The 12,679-nt window shown below is 69.2% G+C and carries 16 protein-coding genes; 6 read left to right on the plus strand and 10 right to left on the minus strand.

What is annotated here, in order from left to right:
- Window position 1: 1 nt before the first annotated feature.
- The 4 genes from B0293_RS12670 to B0293_RS12685 form a co-directional block, all read right to left on the minus strand.
- Complete coding sequence (locus B0293_RS12670) at window positions 2-664, minus strand: response regulator (protein WP_077241300.1); 663 nt, start codon at window positions 662-664, stop codon at window positions 2-4.
- Complete coding sequence (locus B0293_RS12675) at window positions 661-1,812, minus strand: sensor histidine kinase (RefSeq protein WP_005155515.1); 1,152 nt, start codon at window positions 1,810-1,812, stop codon at window positions 661-663. Before B0293_RS12675 ends, B0293_RS12670 begins: the two co-directional genes overlap by 4 nt.
- 69 nt (window positions 1,813-1,881) lie before the next feature.
- Complete coding sequence (locus B0293_RS12680; RefSeq protein WP_005155513.1) at window positions 1,882-2,700, minus strand: SRPBCC family protein; 819 nt, start codon at window positions 2,698-2,700, stop codon at window positions 1,882-1,884.
- Window positions 2,701-2,752: 52 nt separating this feature from the next.
- Window positions 2,753-3,523: an NAD(P)H-dependent oxidoreductase gene (locus B0293_RS12685; protein WP_005155510.1), complete on the minus strand. Its 771-nt coding sequence runs from the start codon at window positions 3,521-3,523 to the stop codon at window positions 2,753-2,755.
- A 44-nt stretch (window positions 3,524-3,567) separates the two neighbouring features.
- On the opposite strand from B0293_RS12685, the gene B0293_RS12690 reads away from it, so the two are divergent.
- The 5 genes from B0293_RS12690 to B0293_RS12710 all read left to right on the plus strand — a co-directional run bounded on the left by B0293_RS12690 (window position 3,568) and on the right by B0293_RS12710 (window position 7,919).
- The gene (locus B0293_RS12690; RefSeq protein WP_005155509.1) at window positions 3,568-4,578 is read left to right on the plus strand and encodes a GlxA family transcriptional regulator; all 1,011 of its coding nucleotides are present in this window, start codon (window positions 3,568-3,570) and stop codon (window positions 4,576-4,578) included.
- A gap of 61 nt (window positions 4,579-4,639) precedes the next feature.
- The gene (locus B0293_RS12695; protein ID WP_005155508.1) at window positions 4,640-5,338 is read left to right on the plus strand and encodes a lysoplasmalogenase family protein; all 699 of its coding nucleotides are present in this window, start codon (window positions 4,640-4,642) and stop codon (window positions 5,336-5,338) included.
- A 67-nt stretch (window positions 5,339-5,405) separates the two neighbouring features.
- Entirely contained in the window at window positions 5,406-5,723 is a 318-nt protein-coding gene (locus B0293_RS12700) for an ArsR/SmtB family transcription factor (RefSeq protein ID WP_005155507.1), read from the plus strand.
- Window positions 5,720-6,160 (plus strand): SRPBCC family protein, encoded by a 441-nt coding sequence (locus tag B0293_RS12705; RefSeq protein ID WP_005155505.1) that lies wholly within the window; start codon window positions 5,720-5,722, stop codon window positions 6,158-6,160. Before B0293_RS12700 ends, B0293_RS12705 begins: the two co-directional genes overlap by 4 nt.
- A gap of 4 nt (window positions 6,161-6,164) precedes the next feature.
- The gene (locus B0293_RS12710; RefSeq protein WP_005155503.1) at window positions 6,165-7,919 is read left to right on the plus strand and encodes a S9 family peptidase; all 1,755 of its coding nucleotides are present in this window, start codon (window positions 6,165-6,167) and stop codon (window positions 7,917-7,919) included.
- Here B0293_RS12710 and B0293_RS12715 read toward each other — a convergent pair.
- From B0293_RS12715 to B0293_RS12735, 5 genes are all read right to left on the minus strand, one after another.
- Complete coding sequence (locus B0293_RS12715) at window positions 7,916-8,350, minus strand: VOC family protein (protein WP_039917168.1); 435 nt, start codon at window positions 8,348-8,350, stop codon at window positions 7,916-7,918. The genes B0293_RS12710 and B0293_RS12715 overlap by 4 nt on opposite strands.
- Window positions 8,351-8,405: 55 nt before the next feature.
- Complete coding sequence (locus B0293_RS12720) at window positions 8,406-9,029, minus strand: LysE family transporter (protein WP_005155500.1); 624 nt, start codon at window positions 9,027-9,029, stop codon at window positions 8,406-8,408.
- Window positions 9,030-9,438: 409 nt separating this feature from the next.
- Window positions 9,439-9,774 carry a thioredoxin gene (trxA, locus tag B0293_RS12725; protein WP_005155499.1) on the minus strand — a complete coding sequence of 112 codons (336 nt, stop codon included), beginning with the start codon at window positions 9,772-9,774 and terminating at the stop codon, window positions 9,439-9,441.
- On the minus strand, window positions 9,775-10,170 hold the full coding sequence (locus B0293_RS12730) for a MerR family transcriptional regulator (RefSeq protein WP_005155498.1): 396 nt from the start codon (window positions 10,168-10,170) through the stop codon (window positions 9,775-9,777). It abuts the gene before it with no gap.
- 40 nt (window positions 10,171-10,210) lie between these two features.
- Complete coding sequence (locus B0293_RS12735) at window positions 10,211-10,606, minus strand: nitroreductase family deazaflavin-dependent oxidoreductase (RefSeq protein WP_005155497.1); 396 nt, start codon at window positions 10,604-10,606, stop codon at window positions 10,211-10,213.
- A gap of 29 nt (window positions 10,607-10,635) precedes the next feature.
- Here B0293_RS12735 and B0293_RS12740 point away from each other — a divergent pair, with 29 nt between their 5' ends.
- Window positions 10,636-11,463 (plus strand): alpha/beta fold hydrolase, encoded by an 828-nt coding sequence (locus tag B0293_RS12740; protein ID WP_039917167.1) that lies wholly within the window; start codon window positions 10,636-10,638, stop codon window positions 11,461-11,463.
- 64 nt (window positions 11,464-11,527) lie between these two features.
- Here the strand turns inward: B0293_RS12740 and B0293_RS12745 are convergent, their stop codons facing one another.
- Window positions 11,528-12,640, minus strand: a complete 1,113-nt coding sequence (locus tag B0293_RS12745; protein ID WP_005155494.1) for a C40 family peptidase — start codon at window positions 12,638-12,640, stop codon at window positions 11,528-11,530.
- Between the last annotated feature and the right edge of the window lie 39 nt (window positions 12,641-12,679).

The following is a 12,679-nucleotide window of genomic DNA, read 5'->3' on the forward strand; positions in this document are numbered from 1 at the left end:
TCTAGACCGAGGCCCGGACCAGCCCGGATTCGTAGGCGGCGATCACCAGCTGCGCCCGGTCCCGGGCCGCGAGTTTGTGCAGGAGGTGGCTGATGTGCGTCTTCACCGTCGCCAGCCCGAGGTGCAGCGACCCGGCGATCTCGTCGTTCGACAGGCCCCGCGCGATCAGGCTCAGGACCTCCCGCTCGCGCGCGGTGATGTTGTCGAGCGAGGCCGCGACGCGCTGGCCGGGTTCGGGCAGCCGGGCGAACTCGGCGATGAGCCTGCGCATGATCGACGGGGCGAGCAGTCCTTCGCCCGCCGCGACGACCCGGATCGCGGTCAGCAGCTCGGCGGGCGGAGTGTCCTTCAGCAGGAATCCGCTCGCGCCCGCGCGCAGCGCAGAATAGACGTAGGCGTCGAGGTCGAACGTCGTCAGCATCAGCACGTGGACGCCTTCGGTGGCGGACGACGAGCAGATCCGCCGGGTCGCCTCGATGCCGTCCATCTCCGGCATGCGGACGTCCATCAGCACGACGTCGGGGCGTTCCTGCTCGGCCAGTTCCGCCGCTTCCGCGCCGTCGCCCGCCTCCCCGACGACTTCGAGGTCCGGCGCGCTGTCGACGAGCACGCGGAAGCTGCCGCGCAGCAGCGCCTGGTCGTCGGCGATCAGTACGCGGATCATCGTGCCCCCATTTCCTTGGCGGCGTACGGCAGCCGCGCGTACACCCGGAATCCCCCGGCGGGCAGCGGGCCCGCCTCGAAGTCACCACCGTAGACCGCGACGCGTTCGCGCATGCCGATCAAACCGTGGCCGCCGACGGTCGCGGGCGAGCCTTCGCCGCGGCCGTCGTCGACGATCTCGACGCTGACCTCGCCCGGTTCTTCGGTGATCGTGATCCGGCAGGCCGACGGCCCCGCGTGCTTCACGACGTTGGTCACCGCCTCCTGCGTGATGCGGTAGACGGAGAGCGCGACGCCTTCGGGAAGGTCGTCGATCAGCTCGCCGGTCAGCTCGACGCGCACCCCGGCCTGTCCGGCGCGTTCGGCCAGCGTGCGCAGGTCGGAGAGCTTCGGCGCGGGGCCGAGCGCGGCCTCGGGGGTGCCGTCGCCGGAGCGCAGGACGCCGAGCATCCGCCGGAGTTCGACGAGGGTTTCGCGGCTCGTGAGTTCGATGACCCGCAGCGCTTCCTGCGCTTCCTCGGGTTGTTCCCGGGCGACGTGGTTGCCGACGGCCGCCTTGACCGCGATCAGGCTCATGCTGTGCGCGACGACGTCGTGCATCTCGCGCGCGATCCGCAGGCGTTCGTCGGAAACGGCCTGATCGGCCTGGGTTTCGGCGAGCTGGACCAGGTTCGCGCGCCGTTGCCGCGTCATCCAGCCCAGCGCCCACGAGCCCGCCACCCCGCCGCCCGCCAAGGCTGTCGAAGCGAGTGTGTTCGGCCCGAGCCGGAAAAGTTCGAAGCCCACGACGACGGCCAGACCGAGGCCCATCGTGATCAGCGAGCGGGACCGCGGGTATTCCAGCGCCACGGTGTACAGGGCGCATCCGATGGCCAGGAGAGCGGTCGGACCGAGCGCATTGCCGGAGAGGAAGCCAGGGAGCAAGCTGACCAGGCCGAGGCCGTAGGCGACCAGGGGCAGGTGGCGGCGCAGCGCGATCGCGAGGCCGCTGGCGGCGATCGTCGCCCACGCGAGCCACAACGGGATGGCGACGACGAACGTCCAGACCCCCGCGGCGAGGTTCCCGCCGACGGCCACGACGACTACCAGCGCGAGCGCCGCGTCGATCGTGTACGCGATCCGGCGGGGGAGCGCCGACGGTTGTTTCATACGCGAAAACCTAACCGGACGGGCGCCGCTTCCGCGTCCGTCCGGTGGAGGTCATCCCCTGGGGGGAGATCAGCTTCCGTGCGCCGCCGCGAAGAACTCCTTGAGCTTTTCGCGCCAGCCTCGCAGCGCCTCGGGCACGACGTCGTCGTGTCCGGCCGGGACGGTCCGGGTCACCTCGACCATGGTGCCGTCGAGATCGGAGTGGGTGAACTCCCAGCGGACGACGCCGCCCTGCGGCAGCGAGATCTCCAGCAGGCGCGGGGGTTCTTCGCGGATGATCGTGCCTTCGGCCTTTTCGGCGGTGAGAAGGGGCCAGACCTCGTCGAGGGGTTTCCAAACCAGGTCGCGGCGGAAGCGGATCACCTTGCCGTCGCCGGTTTCCAGGACCTCGCCGTCCGCGAGCCCGAACTCCTCGACGTAGGCCTCGATCGGGCCGACCCAGTCCTTCGGCTGCTCGTACTCTTCGCCGTCGAGCGACGCGGTGAGCGCGACGAGGCAGCTGTCCCAGCCGGCGGCGGTGCGCCCCGCCGCGATCCTGGCGATGGCGGGTTCGCCCCGGCCGAACGTGTGCGTGAACAGCAGACGGCTGCCGTCGCCGTCCGGGATGATCTCCCAGCGCAGCACGTCTTCGTTCCAGCTGAACGCGAACACGCGAGGCTCGTCGGCTTCGAGGACCTTGCCCGTCGTCGGGGTCTCTTCGCCTTCGAAGGTGAACTCGATGGTTCCGCCCGGTCGCAGGTCGACGACGACCGCCGCGGGGAACCACTTCGCGAGCTCCGACGGTTCGGTGACGGCCCGCCAGACGCGCTCCGGGCGGTGCGCGAGACGGCGTTCGATCCGCAGCGCGGGACGCTCTCCGACGGTTTCCAACCGGGCGCGAGGGGTCACGGTTACCTCCTAATGTGCCTCCAGAGGAATATAACCGTGACGTGATATTAGGTCAAACGTCGAGGTGGACCCCCATGCCCCTCCGGCCGGGCGCGAGGTCGTCGCGCAGGACGAGGTTGTCGTCGTAGTCGCCGCCGTTCTGGTGGCGGAACGGGATCGGGTCCTGAGTGGACAGTGTTCGCAGGCGCTCCCGCAGCGCTTCCGCGGCGACGTCGTACTGCTCGGCCGAGGCGCGGTCGGCGCCGCAGATCGTCAGTGGGGGAAGGACGGACATTCCTGTGTACCAAAGGGCTCCGTGCTGCAGTGGGAAGAGGATCTCGCTGACTTCGCCGTTGATGCCGCGCGGTCCGATCGCGGCCTGCGACGTGCCCGTGGTCAGGACGACCATGGCGCGCTTCCCAGCCAGCGCACCTTCACCGTAGCGGGCTGTCCGGCCGTCCGGACGCTGGACGCCGTACGCGAATCCCTTGACGAAGACGCGGTCGAACCAGCCTTTGAGGATGGCGGGCATTCCGTACCACCACAGGGGGAACTGGACGATCACGGTATCCGCCCACGCCAGTTTTTCGTGTTCGGCACGGATGTCGGCGCTGAGCTCGCCGGTCAGCAAGGCGGTCTTCGACGTCGGGCCGACGAACAGCCGGTCGCTTCCCGCGGCCGAGCCGAAGTCGTCGGCATCGACGACGGGATTCCACTTCATCGCGTACAGGTCGGATTCCCGGACTTCGGCGCCCTGTTCGCGAAGGGCGCGTACGCCCTCGTCGCGCAGCGAGCCGCCGAAGGAACGGGATTCAGGGTGGGCGAAGATCCACAGCACGTTCATGTCCCCACCGTCGCGCGGCCGGGTGACCCGGCACGAGTGGCTCGATGGCCAACATGTGCAAGAATCAGGCCATGGGCTTTTTCACGCGTCCTGGTCGTCATCGGGTCGCCGTGCTGGTCCGGCACGGGATGCTGGTGATGGAGCTGGGCATCGTCACCCGCCTGTTCGGCACGGCCAAATCGGCCGATGGCGAGCCGCTCTACGAGGTCGTCACCTGCACGCCGGAGCCGGGACAGATCCGGACCGACGCCGACGTCACCGTCTCGGTCGGCCTCGGCCCGGAAGTCCTGGCCGAGGCGGACACTGTCGTCATCCCGGCGTCGTCCATCGAGTACGAACCCTCGGGGCAGGACCTCACCGAACCGCTCGCGCGGGCGCTGGAGCTGATCCGGCCGGACGCCCGGATCGCGTCGATCTGCTCGGGCGCGTTCGTGCTCGCCGCCGCGGGCCTGCTCGACGGCCGGAAGGCGACCACGCACTGGCGCTCGGCGCTGGATTTCCAGGCGAAGTTCCCGAAGGTCGCCCTCGATCCCAACGTGCTCTACACCGACGACGGGAACGTGCTGACCTCGGCCGGCGTCGCGTCCGGGATCGATCTCTGCCTGCACATGATCCGGCGCGATCACGGCGCCGCCGTCGCGAACGAGGTCGCGCGCGGAACCGTTGTCTCGCCGCATCGCGAGGGCGGGCAGGCGCAGTTCATCCGGCGCCCGGTGCCCGAACCGCAGTCCTCGTCGACGGTCGCGGCACGGGCCTGGGCGCTGGAGAACCTCGACCGGCCGCTGACCTTGCGCGAACTCGCGGCGAAAGAGGCGATGAGCACGAGGACGTTCACCCGGCGCTTCCGCGACGAGGTCGGGATCTCGGCGTTGCAGTGGCTGACCCGGCAGCGGATCGAACGGGCCCGGCAGCTGCTCGAAGAGACCGATCTGCCGGTGGACCGGGTCGCCGCGGAGGCGGGCTTCGGCACCGCCGCGTCGCTGCGCCAGCACCTCCAGGCGGCGCTGGGGGTCTCACCGAGCGCGTACCGGAACACCTTCCGCGAGGCTGTCTGAGAGACGCCCAGTGAGCTGACCTCCTGGTAACTTACCCAGAAATAAGTTCCGGAGGTGGTAGGTGAAGGCCCTCAAATTCGCCGAGCGGCTGCTGTTCGGCGCCGCCGCGATCGGCACGGTGTATTCCGCCAGGACGGGCAAGCGAAAGCTGCAGCTGGCGACCAAGCCGGCCGCGGTCCCGGTGCTCGCCGCCCGGGTCGCGCGGGCGCGGAAGCTCGCGCCGGGGGAGAAGGGCCTGCTCGTCGCCGCGCTGGTCGCGGCCGGGGCGGGCGACCACTTCATGGGCAGGTCCGACGAGGACGGCGAGCTGATCAAGGGCGCGACGTCGTTCGGCGTCATGCAGGTGCTGTACTCCGTGCTGCTGTGGCGTCGCGGCGCTCGTCCGCGCGCCGCGACCGCGCCGCCCCGCCTCGGGGCCTGGGCGGCGGCCGCCGTCGCGATGACGCTGCCGAAGCCGTCTCCGGTGTCTTCGGTGCTTTCGGTCTACGGCGGCCTGCTGAGCACGACGTCGACCCTCGCCGCTGACCCGGTCCTGGCGCCGAAGGCCAAGGTCTCGGGCGGCATGGTGATCCCGTCGGGTGACCGCCGGACCTGGATCGCCGCCGGCGCGCTGCTGTTCTCCGCGTCGGACCTGGCGATCCTGATCCGCCGCAACTTCGTCACCAGCGAGCGGGTGCGGGCGAACCTGGAGACCTTCGTGCTGACTTCGTACCTCGCTTCGCAGTGGTTGCTCGTCGAAGGCATGACCGCGGAGGACTAGAAAGTTAAGCATCTACTTGACTATCGCTCGGCGTGGGCGGATAGTTAAGCATGTGCCTAACCAACGGATGGACCAGGTGTTCAAGGCGCTTTCCGACGGGACGCGCCGCGAAATGATCGAGCGCCTCACCCGGGGACCCGCTTCGGTGGGGGAGCTCGCGCAGCCGTTGTCGATGTCGCTGCCCGCGGTGATGCAGCACCTCCAGGTGCTCGAGGCCAGCGGGCTCGTCCGGTCGGAGAAGGCGGGCCGCGTGCGGACCTGTCACCTCGAACCGGACGGCCTGCGGATGGCCGAGGACTGGCTCGGCGGGCAGCGCACCGGCTGGGAACACCGGCTCGACCGCCTTGGCGGCTTTCTGAATACCGACGAAGGGAAACGGTCATGACCGTCAAACACGCCACTTTCACCCTCGAGCGCGTCTACCCCGTGTCGCCGGAACGCGTTTTCGCGGCCTGGTCCGACCCCGCCGCGAAAGCCGGCTGGTTCACCGTTCCCGGTGGCCGGCACTCCCTGGATTTCCGCGTCGGCGGCCGCGAGGTCACCACGGGTCCTCCCGACGACGGGAAGGACATGGTCTTCGACGCGCGCTACGAGGACATCGCCGAAAACGAACGGATCGTCTACTCGGGGACGCTCTCCGCGAAAGACGTCCTCGCCACCGTGTCGGTCACGACGGTGCTGCTCGAAGCCGAAGGTGACGGCACCCGGCTGACCCTGATCGAACAGGGCACTTTCCTTGACGGGCAAGAAGAACCGAGCTGGCGCGAGCAGGGCACCGGGACCTGGCTCGACAACCTGGGGAAGGTTTTTTCGGCACTATGAACACATGCTGACCGCTGAGCTGATCGTCGACCACCATGTCCCGTCGGAACCCGCGCTGTCCCCGGACGGACTCCGGATCGCGTACCGGGTCGAGACCGTCGTCAAAGGCGCCCCCGAGATCTGGCTCGCGGACAGCGGCGGAGAGCCCCGGAAGGTGGCCGACGGCACCTCGCCGAAGTGGTCGTCGGACTCCCTCTACTTCCTGCGGGACGGCCAGGTCCACACGGTGGACGGGCCGCTGTTCGCCTGGGGGAGCGAGATCACCGGGTTCGTCCCGATGCGCGACCGGATCGTGTTCATCGCCGAGGACGAGACGCCGGCCGCGGACATCTGGGTCTGGAGCGAAGGCCTCCGCCCGGCGCGGCTGCGGAGCTTCGACCCGAAGACCGGTGAGATCACCACACTGATCGAGGACCACGTGGTCGGGGTCGCCGGTCGTCAGGACGACAAGGCGGTCGCCGTCATCACCTGGTCGACGCCCGAGATCGATCCCGGCGGGCTCGAACCCCGGCTTTCCGTGCTGGACCTGGAAACCGGGGAACGGCGGGAGCTCGGGAAGACCTCGTTCGAGGCCGAGAGCCCGGTCTGGTGGCGTGATGGCGACAGCTGGCACGTCGCGTATCTCGCGACGCTGGAGCGGGTGGGTGGCCGGGCGGTCTTCGACGTTCCCGTGGAAACCGGGGAGCATCAAAACCTGACACCGGAATCGGCCTGCCCGATCAAGCTCGCGCAGGTCGATTCCGGCGCTCCGCTGATGCTCGTCGCCGACGGGCTCGACACCGCCCTTCATCGGCTCGGTTCCGGCGAAGTGTCGTTCTGGCGCGGTCAATCGGACGCGATCGCTTCGAACGGCGAGATCGTGGCCATCGTGCTGAGCACCGCCCATCAGCCGAAGAATATCCACAGCGGACCTGTGGGTGGAGCTTTGACGCGCGTCGGTGACCTGGTGCCGGAGTTCGCCGGGATCACCTGGGGATCGCAGGAACGCTTGTCCTACAAGGGTTTCGATGGCCTCGCCCTGGACGGCTTGCTCGTCCTTCCGCCCGGTAGGACGCGGGAGGATGGACCCTTCTCCCTGATCACGATCCCGCACGGCGGACCGTACGACCGGTACGCGGACGGGTTCCAGCTCGCCTGGTTCCCGTCCGCGCAATGGCTGGCATCGGCGGGACACGCCGTTTTCCTGCCGAATCCCCGTGGGGGACAAGGCCATGGCCACGAGTTCGCCGCTTCGGTCGCCGGACGGGTCGGCCTCGAAGAATGGAAGGACCTCGAAACCGGGATCGACCTCCTCGTCGTCGAAGGGGTCGCCGATCCGGACCGGCTGGGGATCGTGGGCGGGAGTCACGGCGGTTTCATGACGGCCTGGGCGGTCGGGCAGACCAGCCGGTTCAAAGCGGCCCTGATGCTGGCCGGGATCTGCGACTGGGGAATGCTCGCCGGGACCGGCGAATTCGGTCCTTACGATGCCGTGCTCGGCGGAAGTACCGGCTGGGAAGGGGAAGGCCCGCACCGGCACGACCGGCTGAGCCCGATCTCCTACGCGTCGAAGATCGAGACCCCAGTGCTGATCGCGCACGGCGCGGACGACACGAACGTCCCGTTGTCCCAGGCGGAATACTTCCATCGCGCGCTACGGCACTTCGGCGTCGAACACGACTTCGTCGTCTATCCCGGCGAAGGGCATTCGTTACGCAAGCGGGAAAACCAGCTGGATCTGCTTCGCCGCATGCACGAGTGGTTCGCGCGCCTGCTTTAGCTCCAGTCGGTCTGCGGTTCTCCGGGGATGTGCGTGCCGAACGTCCATTCGTAGCCTTCGAGATCGTCGACGCGGAAGCGGTAGTTGCCCCATTCGGTGTTCTCGGGCTTCCAGACCGTCGTCGCGCCGGCTTCGACGGCGGAGGCGAATACGGCGTCCACGGCCTCTTGCGTCGGAAGACCGACGTAGAGGCCGTGGCCGACCGTTTCCCCCTTGCGGGTCGCGTGGTCGTAGTCCTCCTCCGCGCTGAACACGATGATGGAGGCTCCGCCGAGCCGCAGTTCCGAATGCAGGATCAGGCCCTTGTCGTCAGGGAATTCCATGACGGTTTCGAAGCCGAAGGCGCTTTCGAGCCAGCGGAGCGCCTTCGGGGCGTCGCGGTAGGCGAGGTAGGAGTGGAGTGAAGCGGGGCGTTCCTGGGTTTCGGTCATGGGCACAGCCTGGCAACCGATGCGGACAGCCACGGTCCTCGATTCCTTTCCGGTGTCACCAGATCAGGCGGACGCCGAGCGCGGCGATGAGCGCGCTGGACGCGAGCGCCGTCGCCAGCCGTCCACGACGTCCGGTCAACGCCTTGCCCAGCACCGCGCCGCCGCCCGCGAGGAGCAGTTGCCAGCTGGCCGAAGCCGCGAACGCCGCGAGCACGAAGACCACGTGCTCCGGTGTGGTCGCGGCGGCCATGTCCTCACTGCCGAGCACGAGCGCGGCGAAGTAGATCACCGTCGTCGGGTTCAGCAGCGTGATCCCGAGCAGGCTCACGTAGGCCTTCAGCGGTCCGATCACGGCCGGTTCGGTCAGCTCGGCTTTCGCGGAGTCGCGGAAATCGCGGACACCGGTGATTCCGATGTGGACCGCCAGCACGAGCAGCACCACCACCGAAACCCAGCGCAGCGGTTCGGCGATCGGCTGGATGATCCGGACGAGGCCGCTGCCGCCGAGGACCGCGACGAGGGCGTAGAGGCCGTCGGCCGTGGCGACGCCCAACGCCGCGTACGCGCCGATCTTGAGTCCTTCGCGAGCCGTCAGCACCACGAGATAGGTGCCGACCGCGCCCACCGGAATGGCGATGCCATAGCCGGCGAGCAGGCCCGCGACGAGCGCGGCGCTCACGGTCGGACTGGTGTCGGCCTCCGCCAGGACCCCGTCTGCTGCTGCTTCCGCACCCGTCGGACGACGGTGGGCGACGGCAGGAAGGCGAGGGTCGATGTCATGTGCTGAAGGATGCGAACGAACGGCCCCGGGCGCAACACGATTATCGCGTGGCGGCGAGGTGGCTCACAGGTGCGTGTGCGCGGGCTAGTGTTGCGAAAGCCACTTTCGCAACCTTCAGCGTTGCGAAAGTGGCTTTCGCAACACCCTCGACCCCCACTGCCCGCGAGGACTGCGCCTCGCCGATCGCCACGAACACCGGTCCGTGAAGGCCTCCTTGAGGGACCCAGAGTCCCTCAAGGAGGCCTTCACGGACTTCGCGCCAGACCAGGCCACGTTTCCTTGCCCCTCAGGAAACGACATGAGTCGCTCAGACGGTGGCCGTCGCCAGGGCGGCGTCCAGGTCGGCCAGCAGCCGTGCCTTCGGCCGGGCTCCGACGGTCGTCCAAACAGGACTGCCGTTACGGAAGAGGATCAGCGTCGGCAGGGACATGACCTGGTAGTCCCTTGCCGTGAGTGGATTCTCGTCGGAGTTGAGCTTGCGGATGATCAGCGAGCCGGCGCGTTCTTCGGCGATCTCGGTGAGCACCGGGACGATCATGTGGCAGGGCGGGCACCACTGCGCCCAGAAGTCCACCAGGACGGGCTTCTCCTGCTCCAGGACCAGCTCTCGGAAGGTTTCGTCGTTGACGACGGAAAGGGACATTCAGGCCTCCTCGGTTCGCGGCACGACGACGCACGGCCCCGGCGGTGTCTTCAACGCGCCCGCCAACTTGGTCAGCAGGCCGTCCCGCACGTCGTTGAGCCTGGAAAGACAGGCGTCCACCTCGGCGAGTTTGCGTTGGTAGACCTCGATCGAATCGGCGCACGAGTCGCCGGTCTCGTGACCGGCGCGCAGGCATTCGACGAACGGCCTGGTGTCCTCCAGACTGAGCCCGACCGCTTGCAGGGTCAGGATCTCGTTCACCAGGCGGTAGTCGTCCTCGTCGTACTCCCGGTACCCGTTCGACGCGCGCCGTGCGTCGAGAAGCCCTTGTGACTCATAGAAACGCAGCGCGCGCGTGGTGGTCCCGGTCCGCGCGGCGAGTTCGCCGATCCGCATGGTCCGAGCGTAAACCTTGCCCTTGACGTCAAGGCAAAACTCAGCCGTCGAGGTCGACCCGGATGGTGAGCAGATCCGTGCCGATCGCCTGCACGGCGGCGCTGTTGAGCCTGGGCAGGGCCTTCAGCCGGGCGCGGGGGTCGTCGTCCGGGAGCAGGTGCGCCGTGCCGCTGTGCCACTGGCCCTTGAGCCGGACCCGGACGCGCGGATCGGCCTGGATGTTGCGGACGTACTGCGACTTCTCGCCGAATTCCGAGACGATCCAGAACTCGCGGCCCACCTTGCGACCGCCGATCGGCGTCCGCCGGGGTTCCCCGGACTTGCGGCCGGTGGTCTCGAGGAGCGGCTGGTTCGGCAACCGGCCGAGGAGCGGGTTGCCCACGTGCCGCTGGAAGGTCGTGGCCACCCGGTGCTTGATCTCGTGATAGCGCGACATGGGTCCAGGGTGTCAGTATCTTCGGCCCCATGGTGAACGAGTCCGACGTGGACCTGGGGGACGGGACCACACTGCACGTCTACGACACCGGCGGTACCGGTCCCGTGGTCGTCTGGCATCACGGAACCCCGAACATCGGCGCCCCGCCGTCGCCGCTGTTCCCGGCCGCCGAACGGCTCGGGCTGAGGTGGGTCTCCTACGACCGGCCCGGCTACGGCGGCTCGTCGCCGCGCCCCGGCCGGGATGTCGCGTCGGCGGCGTCGGACGTCGAGAAGGTCGCCGACGCCCTGGGCATCGAGCGGTTCGCGGTCTACGGGCATTCCGGCGGCGGGCCACACGCGTTGGCATGCGCGGCCCTGCTGCCGGAGCGGGTCTCGGCGATGGTCGGCGTCGCGAGCATCGCTCCGTACTCCGACAGCTGGGACTGGTTCGCGGGCATGAGCGCGGCGGGCGTCGGCTCGCTGACGGCGGCCCTGGCGGGACGGGAAGAGAAGGAACGCCACGAGGCGACAGCCGAATACGACGCCGAAATGTTCACCCCGTCGGATCACGCCGCCTTGGCGGATGACTGGAAATGGCTCCTCGACGTCGTCGGTCCCGCTCTCGAAGGCGGTCCCGGCGCACTGATCGACGACGATCTCGCGTACGTCGCTCCTTGGGGCTTCCAGCCGTCCGACGTCAAGGCGCCGGTGTTGCTCCTGCACGGCGGCGCGGACCGGATCGCGCCCGTCGGGCACGGGGAGTGGCTCGCGCGGCAGTGCCCCACGGCGGAGGTGCGCGTGTTTCCGGAGGACGGGCACATCTCGGTGCTCCGCCAGGGGGAAGCCGCGCTCGACTGGCTGGCTACCCAGTCCTGATCCGCGCCGACGCCCCGAGCGCCACGCACGGGACGCTCAACGTCTCAAGCGTGGCGCTCGCGACTCAGCTGGGGCGGCCGGCGCCGGTGTAGTCGTCGCCCTTCGAGTGATAGGTGTGGATCTGGATCGCCTGGCCCTCGGTGGGCGCGTTGATCATCAGGCCGTTCCCCAGGTACAGCCCGACGTGGTGGATCCGCGTCGCCGGGTTCCCGTAGAACACGAGATCGCCGAGCTTCGGCTCGCCGCCCACTTGCGGCAGCGCGCGGAACTGGCTGTCCGCGGTCCGCGGGAGCGCGACTCCGGCCTCGTCGTAGGACGCCTTCGTGAGCCCGGAGCAGTCGAAGCCCGCCGCGCCCGCTTCGGGGCCGTTGCCGCCCCACACGTACGGGAGGCCCAGCTGGCCGAGGGCGAACCGGGTCGCCTTCACCGCGGGGGTCGCGCCTCGCGCGGGGTCGAGGGAGAGGGTCGCGTACAGCTGAGCGTTGCCCAGGACGCGCTGGCGGAACAGTTCGGCCTCGTTGCCCTTGCCGCCCTGGTAGCCGGCGATCGCCTTCCACCAGCCGTTGCCGCCACCGAGGTCGGCCCCGGAAGCGCACAGCGCGCGACCGGCGGCGACCGAAGCGGAGTCGGGGTCGGCGAGCGCGGGCTTCGCGATCCCGGGGATCGACGCGCCGTGCTTCTTCCACTGCTGCGCCGAAAGGCCGAGCGGGTTGTCGCCGCCGCGTCCGTGGTTCGAGCTCGCCGCGCCGACCCCGGCCAGCGTGACCCAGGAGAGGTGGCAGTTCGGCTGCTCGCCGCGCAGCGCCAGTTCGCCGTTCGCGTAGCCGATGAGCGACTTCGCCGGGATGTCGAGCGGTCCGGCGAGTTTCGTGGCCCACTCTTCGAGCGGCCGGACGCCCTTCGGGGTCTCCTGCGCCTTGACCGGCGCGCTGACTTCGAGGACCGACGGACCCGCACCGCCACCGACGGTGGCCGGATCCTGTTTGGCGGCGGGGACAGGCACCGGCTGGTTCCCGTCGGCGGGCGCCGGATCGTTGCCGCCCGCGAGCAGCCAGCCCGCCGTCGCGAGCCCGGCGACCAGCGGGAGGGCGACCAGGCCGCGCATCGCCACGCCGTGCGCCCACGACTTCTTCGGGCTGGTTTCGGGCGCGCTCGGGGCGGGGTCGGGCTCGGTCACGCCGTCCAGGTTATTGGAGACCACCTCTGCGTAACGAGC

It is taken from the genome of Amycolatopsis azurea DSM 43854 (genome assembly GCF_001995215.1).
GTDB classification, from domain to species: Bacteria; Actinomycetota; Actinomycetes; order Mycobacteriales; family Pseudonocardiaceae; genus Amycolatopsis; species Amycolatopsis azurea.

Excerpts from the sequence above, each read along its gene's own strand:
- B0293_RS12670 (WP_077241300.1), bottom strand. The coding sequence starts at position 664 with ATGATCCGCGTACTGATCGCCGACGACCAGGCGCTGCTGCGCGGCAGC.
- B0293_RS12675 (WP_005155515.1), bottom strand. The coding sequence starts at position 1,812 with ATGAAACAACCGTCGGCGCTCCCCCGCCGGATCGCGTACACGATCGAC.
- B0293_RS12685 (WP_005155510.1), bottom strand. The coding sequence starts at position 3,523 with ATGAACGTGCTGTGGATCTTCGCCCACCCTGAATCCCGTTCCTTCGGC.
- B0293_RS12690 (WP_005155509.1), top strand. The coding sequence starts at position 3,568 with ATGGCCAACATGTGCAAGAATCAGGCCATGGGCTTTTTCACGCGTCCT.
- B0293_RS12700 (WP_005155507.1), top strand. The coding sequence starts at position 5,406 with ATGGACCAGGTGTTCAAGGCGCTTTCCGACGGGACGCGCCGCGAAATG.
- B0293_RS12705 (WP_005155505.1), top strand. The coding sequence starts at position 5,720 with ATGACCGTCAAACACGCCACTTTCACCCTCGAGCGCGTCTACCCCGTG.
- B0293_RS12710 (WP_005155503.1), top strand. The coding sequence starts at position 6,165 with ATGCTGACCGCTGAGCTGATCGTCGACCACCATGTCCCGTCGGAACCC.
- B0293_RS12715 (WP_039917168.1), bottom strand. The coding sequence starts at position 8,350 with ATGACCGAAACCCAGGAACGCCCCGCTTCACTCCACTCCTACCTCGCC.
- trxA (WP_005155499.1), bottom strand. The coding sequence starts at position 9,774 with ATGTCCCTTTCCGTCGTCAACGACGAAACCTTCCGAGAGCTGGTCCTG.
- B0293_RS12730 (WP_005155498.1), bottom strand. The coding sequence starts at position 10,170 with ATGCGGATCGGCGAACTCGCCGCGCGGACCGGGACCACCACGCGCGCG.
- B0293_RS12735 (WP_005155497.1), bottom strand. The coding sequence starts at position 10,606 with ATGTCGCGCTATCACGAGATCAAGCACCGGGTGGCCACGACCTTCCAG.
- B0293_RS12740 (WP_039917167.1), top strand. The coding sequence starts at position 10,636 with ATGGTGAACGAGTCCGACGTGGACCTGGGGGACGGGACCACACTGCAC.